This is a genomic window from Streptomyces sp. NPDC088730 (assembly GCF_044751215.1).
Classification (GTDB): Bacteria; Actinomycetota; Actinomycetes; order Streptomycetales; family Streptomycetaceae; genus Streptomyces.
Genome location: NZ_JBIVLK010000005.1, coordinates 1 through 22,243 on the forward strand (window position 1 = coordinate 1; position 22,243 = coordinate 22,243).

Annotated in this window: 17 protein-coding genes; 9 read left to right on the plus strand and 8 right to left on the minus strand. The window is 71.1% G+C overall.

Translation table 11 applies throughout. From position 1 onward, the window contains the following. Nucleotides 1–599 (minus strand): TIM barrel protein (locus ACIP89_RS17435; RefSeq protein WP_402115550.1); only part of this gene is annotated, 599 nt, incomplete at its 3' end. Nucleotides 600–902: 303 nt separating this feature from the next. Here ACIP89_RS17435 and yicI point away from each other — a divergent pair. Continuing rightward, the gene (yicI, locus tag ACIP89_RS17440) at nucleotides 903–3,158 is read left to right on the plus strand and encodes an alpha-xylosidase (RefSeq protein ID WP_402115551.1); all 2,256 of its coding nucleotides are present in this window, start codon (nucleotides 903–905) and stop codon (nucleotides 3,156–3,158) included. Between the two features lie 22 nt (nucleotides 3,159–3,180). On the opposite strand, the gene ACIP89_RS17445 is transcribed toward yicI, so the two are convergent. Both ACIP89_RS17445 and ACIP89_RS17450 read right to left on the minus strand, forming a co-directional pair. Beyond that, a complete protein-coding gene (locus ACIP89_RS17445; protein ID WP_401929356.1) occupies nucleotides 3,181–4,149 on the minus strand; it encodes an SDR family NAD(P)-dependent oxidoreductase in 969 nt (322 codons plus the stop codon). Nucleotides 4,150–4,279: 130 nt separating this feature from the next. Further along, nucleotides 4,280–4,615 carry a hypothetical protein gene (locus tag ACIP89_RS17450; protein WP_402115552.1) on the minus strand — a complete coding sequence of 112 codons (336 nt, stop codon included), beginning with the start codon at nucleotides 4,613–4,615 and terminating at the stop codon, nucleotides 4,280–4,282. 328 nt (nucleotides 4,616–4,943) lie between these two features. Here ACIP89_RS17450 and ACIP89_RS17455 point away from each other — a divergent pair, with 328 nt between their 5' ends. Genes ACIP89_RS17455 through ACIP89_RS17465 form a run of 3 tightly spaced genes read left to right on the plus strand, consistent with a single transcriptional unit; the run spans nucleotide 4,944 to nucleotide 7,018 of the window. Next, nucleotides 4,944–5,393 carry a universal stress protein gene (locus tag ACIP89_RS17455; protein WP_401929352.1) on the plus strand — a complete coding sequence of 150 codons (450 nt, stop codon included), beginning with the start codon at nucleotides 4,944–4,946 and terminating at the stop codon, nucleotides 5,391–5,393. Continuing rightward, a complete protein-coding gene (locus tag ACIP89_RS17460; protein ID WP_402115553.1) occupies nucleotides 5,390–6,490 on the plus strand; it encodes an adenylate/guanylate cyclase domain-containing protein in 1,101 nt (366 codons plus the stop codon). The genes ACIP89_RS17455 and ACIP89_RS17460 overlap by 4 nt, the downstream gene beginning before the upstream one ends. Before the next feature lie 42 nt (nucleotides 6,491–6,532). Then, nucleotides 6,533–7,018: a hypothetical protein gene (locus ACIP89_RS17465; protein WP_401930771.1), complete on the plus strand. Its 486-nt coding sequence runs from the start codon at nucleotides 6,533–6,535 to the stop codon at nucleotides 7,016–7,018. 58 nt (nucleotides 7,019–7,076) lie between these two features. On the opposite strand, the gene ACIP89_RS17470 is transcribed toward ACIP89_RS17465, so the two are convergent. After that, nucleotides 7,077–8,321, minus strand: a complete 1,245-nt coding sequence (locus ACIP89_RS17470) for an MFS transporter (RefSeq protein WP_401929346.1) — start codon at nucleotides 8,319–8,321, stop codon at nucleotides 7,077–7,079. A 119-nt stretch (nucleotides 8,322–8,440) separates the two neighbouring features. Here ACIP89_RS17470 and ACIP89_RS17475 point away from each other — a divergent pair, with 119 nt between their 5' ends. Further along, the gene (locus tag ACIP89_RS17475) at nucleotides 8,441–9,145 is read left to right on the plus strand and encodes a helix-turn-helix transcriptional regulator (protein ID WP_401930776.1); all 705 of its coding nucleotides are present in this window, start codon (nucleotides 8,441–8,443) and stop codon (nucleotides 9,143–9,145) included. 51 nt (nucleotides 9,146–9,196) lie between these two features. Here ACIP89_RS17475 and ACIP89_RS17480 read toward each other — a convergent pair whose 3' ends face one another. Continuing rightward, nucleotides 9,197–9,580 carry a VOC family protein gene (locus ACIP89_RS17480; protein WP_402115554.1) on the minus strand — a complete coding sequence of 128 codons (384 nt, stop codon included), beginning with the start codon at nucleotides 9,578–9,580 and terminating at the stop codon, nucleotides 9,197–9,199. 211 nt (nucleotides 9,581–9,791) lie between these two features. On the opposite strand from ACIP89_RS17480, the gene ACIP89_RS17485 reads away from it, so the two are divergent. Further along, complete coding sequence (locus ACIP89_RS17485) at nucleotides 9,792–10,433, plus strand: histidine phosphatase family protein (protein ID WP_401929342.1); 642 nt, start codon at nucleotides 9,792–9,794, stop codon at nucleotides 10,431–10,433. 43 nt (nucleotides 10,434–10,476) lie between these two features. Here ACIP89_RS17485 and ACIP89_RS17490 read toward each other — a convergent pair whose 3' ends face one another. Together ACIP89_RS17490 and ACIP89_RS17495 are read right to left on the minus strand one after the other, a co-directional pair. Further along, nucleotides 10,477–12,003, minus strand: coding sequence for a hypothetical protein (locus ACIP89_RS17490; protein ID WP_402115556.1), 1,527 nt, complete (start codon nucleotides 12,001–12,003; stop codon nucleotides 10,477–10,479). 661 nt (nucleotides 12,004–12,664) lie between these two features. After that, entirely contained in the window at nucleotides 12,665–13,333 is a 669-nt protein-coding gene (locus ACIP89_RS17495; RefSeq protein WP_401929339.1) for a hypothetical protein, read from the minus strand. 210 nt (nucleotides 13,334–13,543) lie between these two features. Here ACIP89_RS17495 and ACIP89_RS17500 point away from each other — a divergent pair, with 210 nt between their 5' ends. The 3 genes from ACIP89_RS17500 to ACIP89_RS17510 all read left to right on the plus strand — a co-directional run bounded on the left by ACIP89_RS17500 (nucleotide 13,544) and on the right by ACIP89_RS17510 (nucleotide 18,013). Further along, nucleotides 13,544–14,755 (plus strand): HupE/UreJ family protein, encoded by a 1,212-nt coding sequence (locus ACIP89_RS17500; RefSeq protein ID WP_402115558.1) that lies wholly within the window; start codon nucleotides 13,544–13,546, stop codon nucleotides 14,753–14,755. A 138-nt stretch (nucleotides 14,756–14,893) separates the two neighbouring features. Beyond that, nucleotides 14,894–16,870, plus strand: a complete 1,977-nt coding sequence (locus ACIP89_RS17505; RefSeq protein WP_401930786.1) for a fibronectin type III domain-containing protein — start codon at nucleotides 14,894–14,896, stop codon at nucleotides 16,868–16,870. Nucleotides 16,871–16,945: 75 nt separating this feature from the next. Next, nucleotides 16,946–18,013, plus strand: coding sequence for a WxL protein peptidoglycan domain-containing protein (locus ACIP89_RS17510; protein WP_402115560.1), 1,068 nt, complete (start codon nucleotides 16,946–16,948; stop codon nucleotides 18,011–18,013). 88 nt (nucleotides 18,014–18,101) lie between these two features. Here the strand turns inward: ACIP89_RS17510 and ACIP89_RS17515 are convergent, their stop codons facing one another. Then, on the minus strand, nucleotides 18,102–21,947 hold the full coding sequence (locus ACIP89_RS17515; RefSeq protein ID WP_402115561.1) for a GH92 family glycosyl hydrolase: 3,846 nt from the start codon (nucleotides 21,945–21,947) through the stop codon (nucleotides 18,102–18,104). Between the last annotated feature and the right edge of the window lie 296 nt (nucleotides 21,948–22,243).

Consider the following 22,243-nt stretch of genomic DNA (forward strand, 5'->3'; position numbering starts at 1 on the left):
TGGCCGACGGTCGGGAGCAGGATGTCGCCGCGCGGCTCGTTCGGCTTGGGCTCGATGGCGAACCTCAGGTCGTAGCCCTGCCCGACGACGTACTCTCCGAGCAGGTCGAACGCCTCCTTCATCCGGTCCAAAGCGAGACGGATGTCCTTCGCACCCCCGGACTCCGCACCCTCCCGGCCGCCCCACGCCACATACGTCCCGGCGCCCAGCTCGACGGCCAGATCGATGTTGCGGACGACCTTGCGCAGCGCGAACCGGCGCACATCACGGTCGTTGGACGTGAACCCGCCGTCCTTGAACACCGGATGCGTGAACAGGTTCGTCGTCGCCATCGGGACCTTGAGACCGGTGCGGTCGAGGGCGTCCTTGAAGCGCGTGACGATCGCGGCGCGCTCGGAGTCCGTCGAGCCGAACGGGATCAGGTCGTCGTCGTGGAACGTCACACCGTGCGCGCCGAGCTCCGCGAGCCGCTCGACGGACTCGACCGGGTCCAGGGCGGGGCGGGTGGCGTCACCGAAGGGGTCGTTGCCGCGCCAGCCGACGGTCCAGAGTCCGAAGGTGAACCTGTCGGCGGGGGTGGGGTTGAAGCGGTTCGACATTCTGCTGCCTCTTGTCGACATGCCCGGACGGCCGCGCTGCCGTACGAGCGATTTGTTTGCTGGCAGTACTAATACGCCATCCTGGCGCGGGTTTCTAGGCCATCCCTGTGACGTGCCCGTCACGCAGAGGCAACGTGAGGGTGGATCTTGCGACGTTGAGTCCCGGTTGGGGGTAGGGCTGAGGTGTGTGTTTGCGCATCGTCGAAGCGCTTCGAAAAATATTTGTTTTGTGTACGATCAAAACCTGGCTGGCGGCGCACCCCCGAACCCGCCCGTACCCCCGCACCGGCTAAGGAAGACCCCATGAAGTTCACCGACGGCTTCTGGCAGATGCGAGACGGTGTGGACGCCTCGTACGCCACCGAACTCCGCGATCTTCGGCTCGACGCCGACCGACTCACCGCCCACGCCGCCGTCAAGCGCGTGACGCGGCGCGGCGACACGCTCAACGCGCCGCTGATCACGGTGGAGGCGTTCGCCCCCGCCGAAGGTGTCATCGGTGTCCGCGTCACCCATCTCGCGGGCAGACGCCGCCCCGGCCCGGAGTTCGCGCTGCCCGGCGCCACCGGGGACGCCACGGCCACCACCCGCGGCGACGGCCCGGCCGCCGAACTCACCAGCGGCCCCCTCACCCTGCGGCTGCCCACAGAGGGCGGCTTCGGCCTGGAGTTCCTCGACGCGGACGGCCGCCTGCTGACCGCCGCCGGCCGCAAGGGCACCGCCTTCGCCACGGTGGCGGACGGCGGGCACCACATGCTCGCCCAGCTCGCGCTCGGCGTCGGTGAGACGATCCACGGCCTGGGCGAGCGGTTCACCCCGTACGTCAAGAACGGCCAGGTCGTCGACATGTGGCAGGCCGACGGCGGCACCAACAGCGAACAGGCCTACAAGAACGTTCCGTTCTACCTGTCCTCGCGCGGTTACGGCGTCTTCGTCAACCACCCGGGCAAGGTCTCCTTCGAGGTCGGCTCGGAGGCCGTCGGCCAGGTCCAGTTCAGCGTCGAGGACCAGGTCCTGGAGTACTTCGTCGTCGCGGGCCCCACGCCCAAGGACGTCCTCACCCGCTACACCGCGCTCACCGGCCGCCCCGCCCTGCCCCCGGCCTGGTCCTTCGGGCTCTGGCTCACCACCTCGTTCACCACCGACTACGACGAGGCGACCGTCACCTCGTTCGTGGACGGCATGGCCGAGCGCGGCATCCCGCTCTCCGTCTTCCACTTCGACTGCTTCTGGATGCGCGAGTACCAGTGGTGCGACTTCGAATGGGACCCGGAGACCTTCCCGGACCCGGCCGGCATGCTCGCCCGGCTCAAGGAGAAGGGGCTGCGGATCTGCGTCTGGATCAACCCGTACATCGCGCAGAAGAGCGCCCTGTACGCGGAGGGCGCGGAGAAGGGCTACTTCGTCCGCACCCCGGAGGGCGACATCTGGCAGTGGGACAAGTGGCAGGCCGGCATGGCGCTGGTCGACTTCACCGACCCCGAGGCCACCGCCTGGTTCCAGGGCAAGCTGAAGACCCTCCTGGACCAGGGCGTCGACGGCTTCAAGACGGACTTCGGCGAGCGCATCCCGACCGACGTCGTCTGGCACGACGGCTCCGACCAGGAGCGGATGCACAACTACTACACGCACCTGTACAACAAGGCCGTCTTCGAACTCCTGGAGAAGGAGCGCGGCCAGGGCGAGGCGGTCCTGTTCGCCCGCTCCGCCACCGCGGGCGGCCAGCAGTTCCCCGTCCACTGGGGCGGCGACTGCTGGTCCTCCTTCGGCGCGATGGCCGAGTCCCTGCGCGGCGGCCTGTCCCTCTCGCTGTCCGGCTTCGGCTTCTGGAGCCATGACATCGGCGGCTTCGAGGGCACCCCGGACCCGGCGGTCTTCAAGCGCTGGCTCGCCTTCGGCCTGCTCTCCTCGCACAGCCGGCTGCACGGCTCCTCGTCCTACCGGGTGCCGTGGGAGTTCGGGGACGAGGCGGTCGCGGTCGCCAGGCGGTTCACCGAGCTGAAGCACCGCCTGATGCCGTACCTGTACGGTGCCGCGGTCGAGGCCCACCGCACCGGTGTCCCGACCATGCGGCCGCTGCTGCTGGAGTTCCCCGACGACCCGGCCACCCGCACGGTGGACCGGCAGTACCTGCTCGGCCCCGACCTCCTCGTCGCGCCGGTCTTCAGCGAGGACGGGCAGGTCGAGTACTACGTCCCCGAGGGCACCTGGACCCACCTCCTGACCGGCGAGACCGTGACGGGACCCGGCTGGCACCGCGGCACGTACGGGTTCGACAGCCTCCCGCTCCTGGTCCGCCCCGGCGCGGTGCTGCCGCTCGGCGCGGACTCCTCGCGCCCCGACGGCGACTGGACGCGGGACCTGGAGCTGCGCGTGTACGCCCCCCAAGGCACCGGCGACTTCAGCCGCACGGTGACGGTCCCCGACCTCACGGGCGCACCGGCCGCCACGTACGCGCTGGTCCGTTCGGGCGGCACGCTCCGGGTCACGGCGGACACGGACCGGCCGTACGAGGTCGTGGTCGTCGGCGGTACGTCGCTGGACGTCGTCCTGGGCTGAGCCGGTACGGAGGGCCGAGCCGTCACGGCGCGGGGGGCGCCGTGACGAAGGGGGCGAAGTCGATGCCGGTCGCCTCGCAGCCGGCGTTCCACAACCGCTCCGCGCCGCGGGTGTCGGTGAGGTGGTCCCACACCGGTTCGCGCCGGGGCCTGCCGCGCAGCCCGAAGACGCGCGGCCCCCACAGCTCTCCGCCGAGCACGGCGGGGTCGAGCACGGCCCGGACCGCGGGCCACGCGCCGGCGTGCTTGCCCTGCAGGAGGAGGCCGGCCGGCGCGCCACCGAGCCGGGCACCCGTGGTCCGCACGTGGACGGGCGGCCGCGACGGGGTGAGCGAGTCGAGCGCCCCGCCGGGATGGACCACGATGCTCGCCACCGTGCTCCGGGCGGCGCGCAGCCTGCGGTCGAGTTCGAGGGCGAAGTGCATCTGGGCCAGTTTGGAGCGGCCGTAGGCGCGCTTGGGCCGGTAGTCCTGGAGGGAGTGCAGATCGTCCAGGTCGAGCTGCTCGGACTTGGCCGCGAAGCTGCCCACGGTCACGACGCGGGCCGCCGGTGCGGCCGACAGCAGCGGCATCAGCCACCGGGTCAGCGCGAAGTGCCCCAGATGGTTGGTGCCGAACATCAGCTCGTGGCCGGCCGGGGTCTCCTGGCGCGGCGGGTCGTCGAGGGCGACGCCGGCGTTGTGGACCACGGCGTCGAGGCGTTCCACCTCCAGGGACTCCACCGCCGGCCGGAGCGAGGCGAGGTCGGCGAGATCCAGCCGGACGGCCCGCACCTGGGCGCCGGGCACCCGCGAGCGGACCGAGGCACAGGCGGCTTCCGTCTTCGCTGGGCTCCGGCCGGCCAGCACGACGGTGGCACCGGTCGCGGACAGCTGCTCCGCTGTGAAGTACCCGATACCGGCATTGCCGCCGGTCACCAGGAACACGCGCCCGTCGGCGCGCGGTGGCCGCAGGACATCCCAGGGCGGCGTGGAGGACGTGGACGACGGCATGGCGGTGCGGCTCCTCGCGATCGGGGGCGGCCGCGGCTGTTCCGCGGGACACCCTCGGCATCAAGGTGTCAGCCGCCACCGACATACGGCCGACGGATCACCGACAGCCCCGCCGGCGAACGGGCCGGGCTCAGTCGCCGGAGGATGTCCGCCAGCTGTCGAGGTCGCTGTCGATTCCGGTGACGACCGGGCTTCCGAGCGGCGCGTCCTGCTCCGCGAGCCCCGTCTCCCGGAGTGCCGTGGACACCAGTCCTGCCGCTTCGAGCTCGGCTTCGTACCGGTCCGTGGCCTCGACCTCCAGGCGGATGGAGAAGGTGCCGTCGTCGTTGAGCGTCAGCAGGTCGAGCCCCTCGCTTCTGCTCAAGTCCGTGTGCCGCTTGGCCAGCGTCTCCTTCAGCGACGCGCGGGAGGTGTCGGAGATCCCGTTGACGAAAGTTCCGGGGACGGTGATGACGAAGGTGGTCACGACGGTTCCTGCTTCCGTTGTGTGAGGGGCGTCTTGTGCGGCTTCCCCCATTCTCGGCTCGCAACCAGGCGTGGGTGCCATCCGGGCGATGTCCGCCGTGTCGGACGGTCCGGCACGAGGGACGAGCCCCGGGTGTCCGAGGCCCGCGCACCGTACGGCGGCGCAGGGGGCGGACGTCCGGACGACCCGCCGGGCGCGGGGCCGGGCCGTCGCGGCGGCCCTGCTCGACCGGACCGTGCGCGTGGCGGCTGTCCTGCCTCTTGCCCGGCGGGCTGACCGCGCTCTACCTTACTCAAAAGTAAGTTTACTCTGGGGTAAGGAGTTGGCCTTGGTCGCCTACCGGACTGTCGTGGTCGGCACGGACGGCTCGGAGTCGTCGCTGGCAGCCGTCGAGGGAGCGGCCCGGCTCGCCGCCGCCTGCGGGGCCGAACTCGTGATCGCCTGCGCGTACGTACCGATGCGCGGGCCCGAACTCGCCGTGGCGCAGGACCAGCTGGGAGCCGAGGCGTACCAGGTGGTGGGTTCGGCCCCCGCCGAGGACACCCTGCGCACCGCCAAGGACCGGGCCCGGGTGCAGGGTGCGGTGAAGATGCGGTCCGTCGCGGTGCAGGACGAACCGGTCGCCGCACTCGTGCGGATCGCCCGGGAATGCTCGGCCGACCTCCTGGTCGTGGGGAACCGGGGGCTGCGCTCGCTGGCCGGGCGCATCCTCGGGTCCGTACCCGCGGACGTCGCCAGAAAGGCCGGACTCGACGTGCTCATCGTGCACACCACATGAGTGCGGCCGAACCCTCGGCGGAACAGCCGCCCGCGACCGGGGCCGCCGAACAGGGCCGGGCCGTCGAGGAGGTGCTCCTGGGAGGCGCCCGCACCTGGACGAGGCGGGACATCGCCGAACGGTCCGGGGTGGGGCCGGAGCGCACCGTGCAGATCTGGCGTGCGCTCGGGTTCCCGGCGGTCGGCGACGACGTACGGGCGTTCACCGACGCCGATGTGGACGCGCTGCGGGTGGGGGAGCGGCTCATCGAGGCCGGGCTCATCACGGAGGAGAGCGAGACCATGATGGCGCGCGCCCTGGGCCACCATCTGTCCCGGCTCGCCGAGTGGCAGGCGCACACCCTCTGGGCCTGGATGAACCACGCGTCGCACAGCCCTTCGGAGGGGCGGGAGCCGGCCGGCCGTGCCGCGGCGCTGCTGCCGGAGTTGGAACTGCTGCAGCGGCACGTGTGGCGGCGGCACCTCGCGGCCTGCACCGCACGGGTGCTCGCCGAGGCCGAGGAGGACGTGCCCGCAGAGCCGGGAGGCGTCCCGGAAGACGGGCCGGTACCGTCCGGCGAGGGCGCGGACGTCCGTGACCGGGCCGTCGGCTTCACCGACATGGTCGGCTACACCCGCATGACCCGTGGACTGGGCAGCAACGAACTCGTCCGGGTGCTCGACCGGTTCGAGAGGCTGACCGGCGATGTGGTCGCCGAGGGCCGGGGCCGGGTGGTGAAGACCATCGGGGACGAGGTGTTCTTCGTGTGCGAGGCGGCATCCTCGGCAGCCGACATCGCCCTGGAACTCACCGCCCGAGCGGAGACGGACCAGGAGCTGCCGCAGCTGCGGACGGGGCTGGCGTACGGCGCCGTCCTCAGCCGCTTCGGTGACGTCTACGGGGCAGCGGTCAACATCGCCGCCCGGCTCACGGCGGTGGCCCGCCCCGACGCCGTGCTGGCCGACACGGCCTTCGCCGGAGAACTGGAGGGCCTGGCCGGATACGAACTCAGAACGCTCCGACCGGTGTCGGTGCGCGGCTACAGCAGGCTGCGCCCGGTGCTGCTCCGGCCGGCCCGTCCCGGCAGGCTGCCCCGCGGCGGCAGGCGGGCCGGATGACGGCGCGCCGGCCCGCCCGGAAGTGGCCGTAGGCTCCCGCCCATGGCTCACCTGGACGCGAACCCCGAACGGCTGGCCGGAACATGGCACATCGTGTGCTCGTCGTTCCCCATGTGGCGAGGCGGCAGGCGCACCGACGCCACGTTCACCTACACCCCGCTGCCGGGCCGGAGTCCGGGCGCGCCCCGGATGCGGGACGAGGTCGCGTACCGGGTGCGAGGCCGAACGCGCCGCATCCGGGGTACGGACACCCGGCTGAGCTCCCGCCCCGGCACGGTCTACCGCTGGCGGGGCAGGGGTCTCCTGGCGGTGCTGACGAGCGTGTGGGAGGTGACGGAGACGGGCGAGGACGACGCGTGGGCCGTCATCGCCTTCACCCGGTCGCTGCTCACCCCGGCCGGCGTCGACGTCGTCGTCCGGGCCGGCCGCCTCACCGACCGGGCCGTACTGGCCGAGGCGAGGGCGGCGGCCGGCCGGTACGAGGCCGAGCCGCTCCCGCTCCCGGACAGCGGACCGGCGTCCGCTTGACCCTCCGCGTCCCCGGCCGCCGTCGCCCACCCGTCAGGCGCCTCCACGGCCCCGCGGGTCAGAACGCCTGGCGCTCCACGCGCTTCAGGCCGCGCACGGCCGGGATCGCCAGCAGCAGAACGCAGGCGACGAGCGCCATGGACCCGGCCACGTAGAGCAGCGGCCCGGCCCCCACGGCGAGCGCGAGCGGCCCGGCCGCCGCCTGCCCGACCGGCTTCATCACCAGCGAGCCGGCCGCGTCGTACGCGTGCACCCGGCCGAGGACGTTCTGCGGGACGTGGGTCTGCACACTCGTGTGGAACATGACGACCCAGAACGCCATGCCGATGCCGCTCACCCCGTAGCACCCGGCGATGAGCGGCGCGGGAAGGCCGAGAGCGATGCTCAACGGCATCGGCACCCAGAGCATCATCGAGAGGGCCCCGGCCCTGAGCGGGTACCGCGGGCGGAGCTTGATCGCGACGAGCCCGCCCAGCACGCTTCCCGCCCCCAGGGACGACATGACCAGCCCGAACACGGACGCCCCGTAGTCGGTGACGAGCGTGCTGTTGCCCAGGGTCGTGGTGGGGCCGGCTCCGGCCAGCTGCCAGAGCATGAAGACGACGATGACACTCCACAGCCAGGTCCTGGACCTGAACTCCCGCCATCCCTCCACCAGATCGGCGCGGAACGAGGTTTCGCCCTCCCGCCCGGCCGGTCCCATCGGGACCGACCGGATCCGGAGCAGGAACGCCCCGCTGGCCGCATAGGTCAGCGCGTCGAGGGCGACCACAGAGGCGGGCGAGGACACCGCCAGCAGCAGGCCCGCCAGGGACGGTCCGATGACGACGGTGACGGACTCCGAGACGCGAAGGGTGGCGATGGCCCTCTGCACGTCCCGGGAGATGCGCGGCGTGATGCTGGCGACTCCCGGCTGGAAGAGCGCGCTGCCCGCCCCGATCAGGGCCAGCAGCACCAGGATCTGCCACAGCCGGGGCGTGCCGAGCAGGAACAGCAGCGCGAGCAGTCCCTGGGAGCACAGCCGGGCCGCGTCGGAGACGATCATCAGCCGCCGGGCACCCAGGCGGTCGGACAGCACGCCGCCGAAGATGATCAGCGCCGCGAACGGAGCCACGAGTGCGGCGAGCGCGTAACCCACACCGCTCGCCCCGTACCCCGCGCGGATCACGGCGGCCGTGATCGCGACGGGGAGCATCGCGTCGCCCAGCAGGGAAGTGGTGCGGGCGGTGAAGAACCGCCGGAAGTCCGCCGTCCACAGTGCCGGGTCGGGCGGGGCCTCCTCGACTCGTAGGTCTCGGGTCACGTCCGAGCCGACCACCGCGAACCATCCCCTGTATGCCGTTGACTGCGCCCGGGGCGACCCTCTCACGCCTTGACCGCTGCCGGTCAACCGGGTGTGCGGAGAGTCCTAGACTGGGCCGGGTGAACCGGACAGATCGCCTCTACGCCCTGGTCGAGGAGTTGCGCGCCGTGTCACCCCGTCCGCGCAGCGCGCGCTGGCTGGCCGACCGCTTCGAGGTCAGCTCGCGCACCATCGAGCGCGACATCGGCGCCCTGCAGCAGACCGGTGTGCCGATCTGGGCCGAGCCCGGCCGCACCGGCGGCTACTGCCTCGACCGGAGCCGGACGCTCCCGCCGGTCAACCTCACCCCCGGCGAGGCGGTCGCGATGGCGGTGGCGCTGCGCGGGATGGAGGGGACACCGTTCCGGACGACCGCCGCGGCGGCGCTGCGGAAGCTGGTCGCCGCCATGGGGGAGGACGACGCGGCCGCCGCGCACGACATGGCCGGACGCGTCCACCTGCTCGGACCGGTGGACGCGCCCGCGCCCGCGCGGGGGCCGCGAGGAGTGACGGACGCGCTGTCCACCGGCCGCGTCCTGCGCATCGAGTACGGCGACCGCGAAGGCGCCGCGACGACGCGCGACATCGAGCCGCTCGGCTACATCGGCAAGACGGGTCACTGGTACCTGCTCGCCTGGTGCCGGACGCGGGACGCCCTGCGTGCCTTCCGCACCGACCGGATCGTCTCCGTCCACGTCACGGCCGAGGTGCCGGAGCCGAGGGAACTGCGTCGCGAGGACCTCGACATCCCGTACGGCGTCGTGCACCAGCTCTCGCTGAGCTGAGCCGACGGGGCTGAGCGGACGGGCAGCCGCCGGCCCGGCCGGCGGACCGGGTCAGGCCCGGACGAACGGCGGCCTGAACACGGCGAAGTGGTTGCCGGCCGGGTCGAGCAGGTGCGCGAAGGTCACCCCGACCGGATTGACCTGCGGCGCGCGCCGGACGCTGCCGCCCGCCTCCTCGACCCGGCGGCAGGTCGCCTCGACGTCCTCCACGAGCACGGTGAAGACCGCGTAGTCCGGCATCCTGCCCTCGGTGGCGAACAGCCCGCCGCTCATTCCCTCGCCGTCCCCCGTGGCGATGATCCGGTACGCCTGGTCGGTGCTCCTGGTGTCGTCGTGCGCGACCGTCCACCCGAACACGTCCCCGTAGAACCGCTCGGCCTCCGCCGGACGGGCGGTGCCGATCTCGAACCAGGCGACCGCGTTGAACTGAGCCATGACGTACATCCCTTACGTGTTCCGCCGGGCTCGTCCCGGCCCTGCCCACTCTCGGTGCCTCCGGCGACAGCCCCCTGTCGGTGTTTCCGGACGGAAACCGGGTGGGCGCGCCCACCCGACCCGCCACGGCCGGAATGGGATCGTGGACCAGCGGGTTCGCACCATCGACAGCACATGAGCGGTAACAGCACCGAGAGCGGATGGCCTTCACATGGGCGAGTTGATCCTGATCCGGCACGGCGAGACCGAGTGGTCCCGCAACGGGCAGCACACGAGCCACACCGATCTCCCCCTGACCCCCCTCGGTGAACGCCAGGCCCGCGCCCTCGCACCGCTGCTCGCGGACCGCGACATCGCCCTCACCCTGGTCAGCCCCTCGGTACGGGCCAGGCGCACCGCCGAACTCGCCGGGCTCGGCGCCCCCCGGATCACCCCCGAGCTGCGCGAATGGGACTACGGCGGCTACGAGGGCATCACCACGGACGAGATCCGCCTCACCCGCCCCGACTGGAACCTCTGGACGGACGGCGTCGCCGCCGGCCCGGAGGCGCACCCCGGCGAGACCCCCGTGGAGGTGGGCGAGCGGGCCGACCGGGTGCTCGCGATGGTCGGGGAGGCGGCCGGACGCGCCCGGGACGAGGACATCGTGCTGGTGGCCCACTCGCACTTCCTGCGCGTCCTGACCGCCCGCTACCTGGGCCTGTCGCCCGCGGAGGGCACGCTCTTCCAGCTCGCCACGGGCGCGGTCTCCCGGCTGGGCAGGGAACACGGCAACCCGGTGATCACCGCGTGGAACGTGTCCCTGCCGGAGAGCCTGTACCCCACCGCCGTTCCGGACGCCTCCCAGCCCTGAGACGGCCCTGAGACGGCCCTGGCCGGGCCGGGAGGCCGGGCGGTCAGCCCGCGTCGGACGGTTCTTCGTCCTTGTACAGGCCCCTCAGTTCGGCGACGCAGCCCTCTGCGACCGACGCGGCGAACCGCGGACACGTCCAGGACTCCGGGCTGCGGGTCTCCGCGCCCGGGGGAAACGCCTCCGGGTCCCAGAAGTGCGCCATCCCCTCGCGGAACCTGGCGTACCGCAGCGTCGGGTGCTCGTCCGGGTGCGAACACCCGGCGGGCAGGGGCGCGGCGGCGACGGGGCGCATGGTGCTCAGGACGCCCCGCACGACGGCGAGCGGAGGGGCCGGGTAGGAGTTGGACACCGCCTGGCGGGCCACCAGCAGCAGCACGGCGCGATCCCGCTCGTCGGACTGCGCGTGTCGACGGGCGGCCCACAGGGCCAGATCATCGGCGTACTGCTCGTTCCAGCTCTTGTGATCCGTCCGCTCCACCAGCTTCTCGATGTCCAGCCGGCCGTCCGCCCGCAGGTATACGGCGTCGGCGTGGGAGGTGTCGCGCTCCCCGAAGATCTCGTCGTGGCGCTCGCGCAGCAGCGAGAGCGTCTCGTCCGCGATCTCCGCCATGAGGACCGGGCACACCACTTGTTCCAGCGGGGGGTTGCGGCCCGACCTGATGCGGGACTGTTCGTAGACGTTCCGTCCGCCGGCACTGCTCAGCTCGATGCCGAGCTCCGCGGCGCCCGGTCCGCTGTCCGGCAGGGACGGGTGCCCGTCGTGGCCGCAGACGGCGTCCGCGAGGTGCGGCAGCGTCTCCTCCACCGCCGCGATCAGGTCGTCGAGCACGGACTTCGTACGCACCATGCCGGAGACCGCGTACCAGGTCACCGCCCTGACCACCATCAGCCGTCCGGCGCGGTCCGCCGGCGCCGCACCGGACAGTTCGGAGGCGTGGCTGCTGATCTCCCCGTCGATGTCGGTCCACGGCTTCGGGTATCCGTGCAGCAGCGCGGAGAGCGTATCGATCGCTTCCTTGGCCTCCGCCGGCAGCCGCGGCGGCACATCGGGGACGGAACCGGGGTGGACGATGTCCAGGGCTATCCGCGCGAATCCGGCCGCGTTGAGCGGGCACCGCCACTCGTCGCGGGGACGCTCCTCCACCCACGCGGCCGTCTCGTCGTCGAGCGCGGGAAGCAACTCGACGAGGTGCTCGTCCTCTGCCTCGTCATGGCTCCGGTACGGATGCGAGTCATGGGCGCAGTGGTGCTCGCGCAGGGTCCGGTCGGCGGTCTCCAGGGCCGCCACGGCCTGCCGGACGACCCCTTCACCGGGCAGCCAGGTGAGGTAGGGGGCCATCATCGTCAGCCCGATCGTCCACACGTGGGCCGATTCGCCGCCGGGGTCGGCGGCGAGCCGGGCGGCGCAGTCCAGCACCGTCCGGTCGTAGTCGCTGTTGCCCGACTCCTGATAGTTCTCCCGTATGTCCTCCCAGATCTCGCTGAGTTCGTCGAGCGCCGCGTCGTCCGTGTCGTCCGTGTCCATCACGGTCTTCATGACGCGCGGCGCGTTCGGGAGAGTTCCAGCCAAAGCGTTTACAGTCCCGCACCGTCGCGCTAACCTCCCCGGACCAGTGCTTGGGAGCGCTCCCAAGCACGGGTCGGCGGTGACCCTGATCCCGTCACCGCGCTCGCCTGCACGGTGGGGTGAGGACACGGGCGGCCGGCGTCTCGTGGGGAGATACCGGCCGCCCGTGCGCGCGTCGGGGTGGCCTGCCGGACGGTTGCCCAGAACGGGCACTGGTGCTCGGCGGCCGCCGTCCGGCAGGCCCACGACGCGTCGGTGATGACCGTGGACCAGGCCGGCGGCGGCGACGCGTACCGGGACAGCGGATATCTGGCTGCCACCAGGCCGGCGTCGTCCCCGAAGGTCGTGCGGAGGCCACGGGGCCGCGGGGTGCGGCGGCGCCCAGCGCAGTCCGCCGGCCGGCGGACTGGCGCACGGCACACCGAGGAAGTGCCGAACGGCCGCGGTCGATTCGCCCCCAGCGGTCCGGCCTCCACCCGCACCGGTGCGTGCGTCGGCGCCACCGCCGCAGCCGCCTCCGGAGGGCTCCCGGAGCAGCCCGCGGCGGACAGCGTGAGCAGCGCCGCGGCGGCGACGCGCAGCGCGGACGGCCTCATGGCGCACCTTTTGAGCCCATGGCGGGGCAGTAAGGGGCGGGCCGATGCCGGACGAAGGAGACGTGTCCCTAGAACTCGTCCAGCCGGACCACGATTCCGGTGTGACCCGTCAGCACCGCCGCGGCGCCGGCCCGGACGGCTGCCGCGCAGCGGGCATCGGTGAACGAGGCGGGGTCGTACGCCGAGGACGTGCCGAGTCCCTCGCCGCGGAACGAGGCTCCCGGCCACTCGACCGCCGTCACGTTCTGGGTGGGCTCGGCGAGTTCCGCACCGACGACCAGGAACTGCTGGGCGAGATGGCTCGGACTGACCGTCGTCAGGGGATCGATGAGGTCGTTGCCCACGCTGACGATGAGATCCGGGTGCAGCTCCAACGCCCGGGTGACGGCGGGCAGGAGGTCGGCGGCGCCGGACGCGGTCACGGTGCGCAGGTCCACGTCCGTCTCCTTCGCCCACTCCCTCACCGCCTTCGCCAGGGTCTTCGCCGGCCGGTCCCCGCCCGCGCCGAGCAGGACGACGCGGAAGCCGGGAGAGGGCCGGACCCCGGACCACGAACCCGGGCTCGGCGTGACGGTCGACTCCGGTGCGGGTGACCTGCCGGGGCCGGTGAAGCCCGCACCCAGCGCGCCGACGGCGGAGGGGGTGGGGCGCCGCTGTGACCAGTCGTCACCCGAAGCGCATCCGGTGAGCAGGGCGGCGGCCACCACCAGTACGGCGGCAAGGGGCGGGCGGTGCAAGGCGATCGTCCTCCGGGAGGAAACGTGGCGGCCGACCGGCGGGGAGCGGGACGGAACCGGTGCGGTATTTCCCTCATCCTGCGCGGCCGTTCCACACGATCTCCACCGTTCCGACCCGCATCGAACATTTGTTTTCTCATGGTTTGCTGACCGGTCGGCCCCGGTTCATCCACGACCAGCACGGTGCACGGGCAACCCTCAAGGAGACCCATGTCGCACCGTGTCCGCCGCCTGCTGCTCGTCTTCGCCGCGGCGGCCTTCCTCTTCTCCGGCCTCGTCGGGCCCGCCGCCGCCCATGGCTTCACCTCCGTCGTGTACGCGCACGTCACCGCCGACGGTGACGGCCCGCCGCGGACCGAACTGAAGCTGGAGTACGACCTGCTCGTCGTCTCCGCCGCCGACGCGGGCTCCGACGACCCTCTCTTCCGTACCGGAACCGAAGCGTTCGAGAACGGGGACGACCGCGCCCGCGCCGCGGCCCTCGACTCCCACCGCGAGACCGTCGTCGACTACGTCACCCGGCGCTTCTCGGTCGCCACGGGCGGCACCGGCTGTGAGCCGGCCCCCGTCGGCGGGTTCCGGATGGGCACGGAGGAGGGCGTCCCCTACGCGCTGCTCACACTCGACTGGACCTGTGCCGGACACGGCACCGGTGACCACGAGATCCGCAGCACCCTCTTCGCCGACCCGGAGGGCTACGTCAAGGGGACCAAGACCATCGTCACCTACGACGTCGACGGCCGTACCGGCAGCGCCGCCCTCGACAGCGGGCACCCGTCCTTCCCGATCAGCCAGTCCTGGCCGGAGCGCTTCTGGGAGTTCTTCCGGCTCGGCGCCGAGCACCTGCTCACGGGCACCGACCACATCCTGTTCCTGCTCGCCCTCATCGCCGGGTCCCGGCGGCCCCGCGAGGTCGTGCTCGCCGCGACCGCGTTCACCCTCGCCCACTCGGTGACGTTCCTGCTGGCCGCCCTGGGGCTGGTCGACGTCCCCGCGGGGCTGGTGGAGCCGGTCATCGCACTGTCCATCGCCGTGGTGGCGGGCTGGCACCTGTGGCGTCTGCGAGGGGGCGGCGCCCGGGCCGTGGAAGTCCGGGCGCCAGGCGGGAGCCGGTTCGCCCTGGACCGTGCCGGGTGGGCCCGGCTCGGCGTCGTGTTCTGCTTCGGCCTCGTGCACGGTCTCGGCTTCGCGGGCGCGCTCGGCATCGAGGCCTCGTGGTCATGGACCCTGCTGTGGTCCCTGCTGGTGTTCAACATCGGCATCGAGGCCGTCCAGCTCGGCTTCATCGCGGTGCTGTTCCCGCTCCTGCTGCTCCTCGGCCGCCGCTCGCCTCGGGCCGCCCGGTGGGTCACCGGAGCGCTGTCGGCGGGAGTGGCCGCCATGGGCCTCGCCTGGTTCGTGCAGCGCCTGACCGGCTCGTAGAAACCCCAGGTCAGCGGTGATGTTCAGCCACTGCCCCGATCACCGTCGCACGCTGTTCACCCGGTGCGGAGAACTTGGTGTCCTCCTTCGTGTGTGCACTTCACGCACACCGTTTGAACACAAAAGAATCGATACTTCATGAGAACGAACGCTTCCCAGCGGGCCCGTGGGCCTGTGCGGTATCGGTTGGCCAGCGGAGCCACCGCCGCCCTCCTGGGCTTGGCCGTGGCCTTCACGGGCGGACAGGCCGCACCCGCGGCCGCGGCGGAATCCGCCACGCTCTCCGGGATCGTCCTGGGCGTCGGCGCCAACGAGACCCAGCGCACCGTCAGCTGGTACTCCTCCGCCGACACCGCCCAGAAGGTCCAGCTCGCCCCCACCGCGAAGCTCACCGGTGGCGAGTTCCCCGCCGACTCCGCCGTCTTCGACGCCCTGGGCGCCAAGAACATCGCCGCCAGCGGCGGCTACAACCGGCGCGCCACGCTCACCGGCCTCAAGGAGAACACCGCTTACTCCTACCGCGTCGGAACCGAGGGCAACTGGTCCAAGGCGTACTCCTTCACGACCCAGGACTTCGAGGGCGAATACGACTTCCTCTTCCTCGGCGACCCGCAGATCGGCTCCTCCGGGGACCTGGCGCAGGACCAGGCCGGCTGGCAGGACACCCTGGACGTGGCCACCAAGGCCAACCCGAAGGCCGAGATCCTGGTCTCCGGCGGCGACCAGGTCGAGAGCGCCAACAACGAGTCCCAGTGGAACTCCTTCCTGGCGCCCGACCAGCTCCGCCAGTACCCGTGGGCCGCCACCATCGGCAACCACGACGTCGGCGGCAAGGCGTACGAGCAGCACTTCTCGACGCCGAACACGGACAACTCCGGTGCGCTGTACGCCAACGGCAACCCGGCGTCCGACACGTCCGGCGGCAACTACTGGTACATCTACAAGGACGTACTGTTCATCGACCTCAACAGCAACAGCTACGCCACCTCCCAGGGCGGCGGGGGCGACGAGGCGCACACCAAGTACGTCACCGACGTCATCAACGAGCACGGCTCAGAGGCCAAGTGGAAGGTGCTCGTCTACCACCACTCGATCTACTCACCGGCCTCGCACGCCAAGGACAAGGACAACAAGGCCCGCCGGGTCGACTTCCCGACGACCTTCTCCAAGCTGGGCGTCGACATGGTCCTCCAGGGCCACGACCACAGCTACTCCCGCAGCTACCTCATCAAGAACGGTGCGAAGGCCGACCCCGCGGAGCAGCCCGGCGCGGCCGATGTCTACCCCGGTCCCGGCGGCGTCCTCTACGTCACGGCCAACTCGGCCTCCGGCTCGAAGTACTACGACATCACCCCGCCCGACTCCAGCGGCACCAGCGGCGCGGGCAACGGCGCCGACCCGCTGAACCCGGACAGCTACTGGTACAACTCCGTCCAGAACCAGGAGCACGTCCGCAGCTACGTCAAGGTCCAGGTGCGGGACGAGAAGCTCGTCGTGGAGAACATCCGCAGCGGCAGCTGCGCCGCTCCCAACTCCCAGGTATCCAAGGGCGACTGGTGCAAGAACACCACCGCCGCCCAGCCGGTCGGCTCGGTCGTCGACAAGGTGAGCGTCCACCCGTACAACGGTGACGGCCAGTCCCTCCAGGTGAACGTGCCGAAGCCGGCTCCGGGCGAGTTCGGCTGGACCATCGACGGCTACAACGGCCTGGTGGACCTCGGCACCGCCAAGGAGGAGAACGGTGACCACTTCACCGCCTCCGGCAAGATCAACCCGATCCTCGTCTCCGACACCCGCCGGTCGCTCTCCCCGTGGGCGGTCTCGGCGGGCGTGAGCCGGTTCAAGGACGCGGACAAGACGTTCGAGGGCTCCTACCTCGGCTGGTCGCCCTACGTCCTCGACCAGGGCGCCGGAGCCAAGGCCGGTGCCGCCGTCCCCTCCGGCTACGGCGGCAAGGGCGAGGGCCTGGCCCTCTCCCGGGGCCTCGGCTCCGCAGCCCAGGGACACGCCCGCGGTACGGCCAGGCTGGGCGCCGATCTCGATCTGAAGATCCCGGACTCCGTCCAGAAGGGCGGCTACCGCGCCACCCTCACCCTCACCGCGCTGAGCAGCTGACCCTCCCCGCTCCACCGGCGTGGCAGGCTCCGGTACGCCGCAGCCTGCCACGCCGCCGTTCCCGAGAGAGACCCCATGCACGCAGTGGCACCACCTCGCCGCACCGCCGCCGTCCGCACCGTCCTCCTCTTCCTCCTCGCGGCCCTGGTGTTCGGCACCTCCACCGGCCCGGCGCGGGCGGCCGGGGGCGACGTCACCTGGACGGTCAGGACCGCCGCCAACGACTACGGGGAGGACCGGTCGAGCTTCGGCTACACCGTCAACCCCGGCGGTGCGGCCGAGGATGCCCTCGTCGTGGCCAACCACGGCACCGACCCCTTGGACCTCGCCGTCTACGCCGCCGACGGCTTCACCACGGACAAGGGCCAGCTCGACCTGCTCACCGAGGGGAAGAAGTCCCGCTCCATCGGCGCCTGGGTGAAGCCGGACCGCGCGAGCGTGCGGATCGCCCCCGGCAAGAGCGCCGGGATCCCCTTCACCGTCAAGGTCCCGCGCAACGCGCCCCCCGGCGACTACGTGGGCGGCATCCTGACGTCGCTCAAGCAGTCCGACGACGCCGAGGGTATCGCCGTCGACCGGCGCCTCGGCATCCGGATCAAGCTGCGCGTCAGCGGCGCCCTGAAGCCCGCGCTCGCCGTAGAGGACCTGCACATCGGCTACCGGGGGACCGCCAACCCCTTCGGCCAGGGCGACGCCACGGTGACCTACAGCCTCCACAACACCGGCAACGCCCTGCTCTCCGGAACCCAGAAGGTCACCCTCAACGGCCCCTTCGGGACGCTGGGCACCGAGGCCGGCGCCATCGCCGCACCGCCCGAACTGCTGCCCGGCGAGCGCTGGAAGGTCACCGTCCCCGTCCACGGCGTCACCCCGGCCGTCCGGCTCACGGCCACCGTCGCGGTCACCCCGCTCATCACCGACGCGGCCGGCTCCACCACCGCCCTCGACCCCGTCCGGACCACGGCCCACGGCTGGGCCGTCCCCTGGACGCTCCTGCTGCTCCTGGTCCTCGTCCTGGGCGCGGCCGTCGCCGCTGTCGTGCTCGTCCGCCGGTCGCGCGCCCGGCGTGCCCGGCGCGAGGAGGAGCGGGTGCGTGAGGCGGTCGAGCAGGCCCTGCGGGACAAGGCGGAACAGCGCTCCTGAGAGCCGGCGGCCCGGCGGACCGGCCGCACACACGCGAACGGGCCGCCCGGTGTGCGGGCGGCCCGTCCTCATGCGCTGTGCGGGTGACTCAGGAGATCAGCTCGATCTCCGCCAGCGTCGCCGCCGCCGTGCTCACCAGCCGGTACTTCGCGTACGACTTCGGAGCCCGCACCGAGAACACCCGGGTCTGCTTGTCCCAGGCGAAGGTCTGGCCGGACCGCTTGTCGAGGTCCTTCCAGGTGGTGCCGTCCGCCGATCCCTGCAGAACCCAGCCCGAGGGGGCCTTCGCCGCCGCGTCCGAGGTCAGCGTGTACTGGACCGGCTTCGTGCCGGCGGGGGCCGGCAGCTCCACCGACCCGGCCTGGGCGGAGGTCGCCGAGGTGTCGTCGAAGAGGGCGCCCGCGCCCTTCAGGACGTCCTTCTTCGGGGCGGGCACCTTGTCGTCCTTGGTGATGGAGACCGGGGCGGCGTTCTTGCCGGTGCCCCAGGCCGACGGCTTCGGGCCCATGTCGAAGTCCAGCACGCCGCCCCTGGCCAGCAGTTCGTGCGGCAGCGAGGTGGAGGTCCACTTCTTGCCGTTGACCTTCAGGCCCTGGACGTAGATGTTCTTCGCGCTGTTCTTCGGCGCCCTGACGACCAGGTCGCGGCCGTTCTCCAGGTGCACGGTCGTCTTGGTGAACAGCGGGGAGCCGATCGCGTACTCGCCGCTGCCCATGACCAGCGGGTAGAAGCCGAGCGAGGAGAAGAGGTACCAGGCCGACTGCTCGCCGTTGTCCTCGTCGCCGTGGTAGCCCTGGCCGATCTCGCTGCCCGTGTACAGGCGGCCGAGGACCTCGCGGACCTTCTCCTGCGTCTTGTACGGCTCGGAGGCCGCGTCGTACATGTACGTGACGTGGTGCGCGACCTGGTTGCTGTGGCCGTACTGGCCCATCCGCACGTCACGGGCCTCCGTCATCTCGTGGATGACGCCGCCGTAACTGCCGACGAACTCCGGGCCCGCCGTCTCCGGGGTGGCGAAGTAGGTGTCCAGCTTCTTGCCCAGGGCGTTCCGGCCGCCGTACAGGTTCGCCAGGCCCTTGCTGTCCTGCGGGGCGGTGAAGGCGTAGCCCCAGCCGTTGGTCTCCGTGTAGTCGTAGCCCCACACCCGCGGGTCGTACTGGTCGGACGGCAGCCGCCAGTCGCCCTTGGCGTCCTTGCCCTGGAAGAAGCCGGCCTTGTCGTCGAAGAGCTCGACGTAGTTGCGGGCCCGGTTCATGAAGTACTCGGACTCGTCCTTGTAGCGCTGCTTGTGCGTCTTCCTGTAGAGCGCCTGGCCCATCTGCGCGATGCCGTAGTCGTTGACGTAACCCTCCATCGACCAGGACATGCCCTCGTGGGTCGTGGTGTCGGCGTACCCGACGAACGGGGACGTCTCCATGCCCTTGCGGCCGACGCCGGAGGAGGGCGGGACCACCGTGGCGTTCTTCAGGGCCGCGTCGTACGCCGCCTCGGCGTCGAACTTCACGCCCTTGACGTAGGCGTCCGCGAACGCGACGTCCGAGGAGGTGCCGGTCATCAGGTCCGAGTAGCCGGGCGAGGACCAGCGGGAGATCCAGCCGCCGTCCTTGTACTGCTGGACGAAGCCGTCCACCATCTCGCCGGCCTTCTTCGGGGTGAGGAAGGAGTACGCCGGCCAGGTCGTCCGGTAGGTGTCCCAGAAGCCGTTGTTGACGTACACCTTGCCGTCGACGATCTTGGCGCCGGTGTGGGTCGGGGTGTCCGAGCCGACCTGCGGCGAGAACGGCGAGGCGTACTTGTCCTTGCCGCCGACCTTCTCGAAGCCCGAGTTCGGGTAGAGGTAGAGCCGGTACATGCTGGAGTACAGCGTGGTCAGCTGGTCGGCGGTCGCGCCCTCCACCTCGACCTTGCCCAGCAGTTCGTCCCAGGTGTCCTGGGCCCTGTCCTCGACCCGGTCGAAGGAGCGCGAGGCGGGGATCTCCGCGGCCAGGTTCTGCTTCGCCTGGTCGACGCTGATCAGCGAGGTGGCGAGGCGCAGGTTGACCGTGCGGTCCCGGCCCGCGTCGAAGCGCAGGTAGCCGGTCACATCGTCACCGCCGCCGCCGGACAGCTTGCCGCTGCCGGTGACGGGGGCGTCGAAGACGCCGTACACGAAGAGCCGGGTGGCACCCGTCGAGCCGCCGCTCTTCACGTCGGAGAACCCGGTGAAGGAGCTGGTCTCCGGGTCGAGGGTGAGCCCGCCGTCGTTGGAGACGTTGTCGAAGACCATGCTCGCGTCCTTGCCCGGATACGTGAACCGCATCCGCGCCGCGTGGTCGGTCGGCGTCATCTCGGCCTTGAGGCCGTTCTCGAACGTGACCCCGTAGTAGTGGGGCCTCGCCGTCTCGTTCTCGTGCCTGAACGGCAGCGCCCGTGCCTCGCGTGAGGCGTCCGGGGTGCCGGAGGCCGCCGAGGGCATCAGCTGGAAGGTCTGCCGGTCGCCCATCCAGGGGCTCGGCTCATGACTCGCGCTGAGGGCCTGCATGGTGGGCAGGTTGTCCGCGTTGTTGCCCGAGGCGTAGTCGTACAGCCAGCTCGTGGAGCCGGCGTTGGTCACCGGGGTCCAGAAGTTGAAACCGTTGGGGACGGCGGTGGCGGGGAAGTTGTTGCCCCGCGAGAAGCTGCCGCTGGAGTTGGTGCCGCGGACGGTGGAGGCGTAGTCGGAGAGGTGCGCCTTGCGCTTCTCCGGCGCCTTCGGGGCGATCTTGACGTCGTCGATCCAGCCCTGGAACTTCGACGGCCCCTTGGGGGAGTCGTACGCGACGAGGATCCGGTCGACGGTCTTGCCCGCCGCGACCGTGCCGATGCGCGCGTCGACCTTGTTCCACTGGTTGACGTACAGCCGCTTGGCGTCGGCCTGGCCCTGCGGGGTCAGCAGACCGCCGTTGGAGTCGGTGGCGCGCAGCTCGCTCAGGTACGTGCCGTCGGTGAACGCCAGGTCCACCGCGACGTGTGTGGCCGGGTAGGACAGGTCCGTCTCACCCATCTGGGGGTAGACCAGGTAGGAGAGTTCGGTGTCCCGGGTGACGGCGGTGTTGACGTCGAAGACCTTGTTGTACGAGTAGGCCCGGCCGTCCGCCTTGTGGGTGCCCGCGTAACGCAGCGCCTTCTTTCCGGTGAAGCCCGCGCCGGCCTTGGCGGTGGGGGAGCCGGAGGGGCCGCGGTCGATCTGGCTGCGCATGTCGTCGGGGGCCGGGGCGGAGGTGTCCCCGTCGGAGAACTGGACGTCGGCGAGCTGGGTCGCGTCGGCGGCGCCGTTGTTCTTCGTGATGTCCAGACGGAAGTGCTGGTAGGCCTTGTCCGTCGTGAAGTCGTAGGACTTGGTCTGGAAGCGTTCGGAGAAGGCCTGGCCGGTGCGGGAGTCCAGGTCCGTCCAGCTCTTGCCGTCCTGTGAGCCCTGGAGCGTCCAGTCCTTCGGGTCCCGTTCGGCGTGGTCGTCGGCCGAGGTCAGCGCGTAGGTGACGACCTTGACCGGCTCGGACAGATCGAACTCCGCCCAGGCGGTGGGCTTGAACGACAGCCACTTCGTACCGGATTCACCGTCGACGAGGTTCTCCTTCACCTCACCGCCGCCGGTGTTCTCGTCGCTCGCGCGGACGTCTGTGACCTTGTCGGTGACATTGCCCGGTATTCCGGCGGAGAAGCCGCCATCGACGCCCGATGTCCGCTTCTTTCCGTCCGGGCCTTCTTCGACGGTATTGCGCCAGTCCGGCTGCTTCTCGTCCTCCTCGAAGGAAGAACTGAAAGTCCGGTCGCCCGCAGGCTTATGACCCTTTTCTCCTGACCCGGCCGACTGAGCGGCGGCCGCGGTGGGGGCTGTCACGACCAGGACCAGTGAAGCCGCGATCAGCGCGACCGTACTGTTTTGTCTCTTGCGAGAACCGTGTCGGGGCTGCATGCCGAGCCATTCCTCCCGAGGAAGTGCGCTTGGACAACGTTGTCAGAAGCGTGCGCAAGAACCAGTAGGAAGTGAAGTGCCTGGTGGTGTCAAGGGTGTTGGTTGGAAGCCCGGTGTCGAATCAACCGTATTGCGGAAATCGTTACATCTGGAGGAGGCCGTGCGGTGCCGAGGTGTCCGCGAGGTCTCAACTCGGGAAAGACTGCCGCTCAAACCTGCATTCGATCTTGCTCAGTTGGGCGCAAGTGGACTATACCTGTCGGCGTCTGCACAGGAATTTTTCATCTGTGCGACAA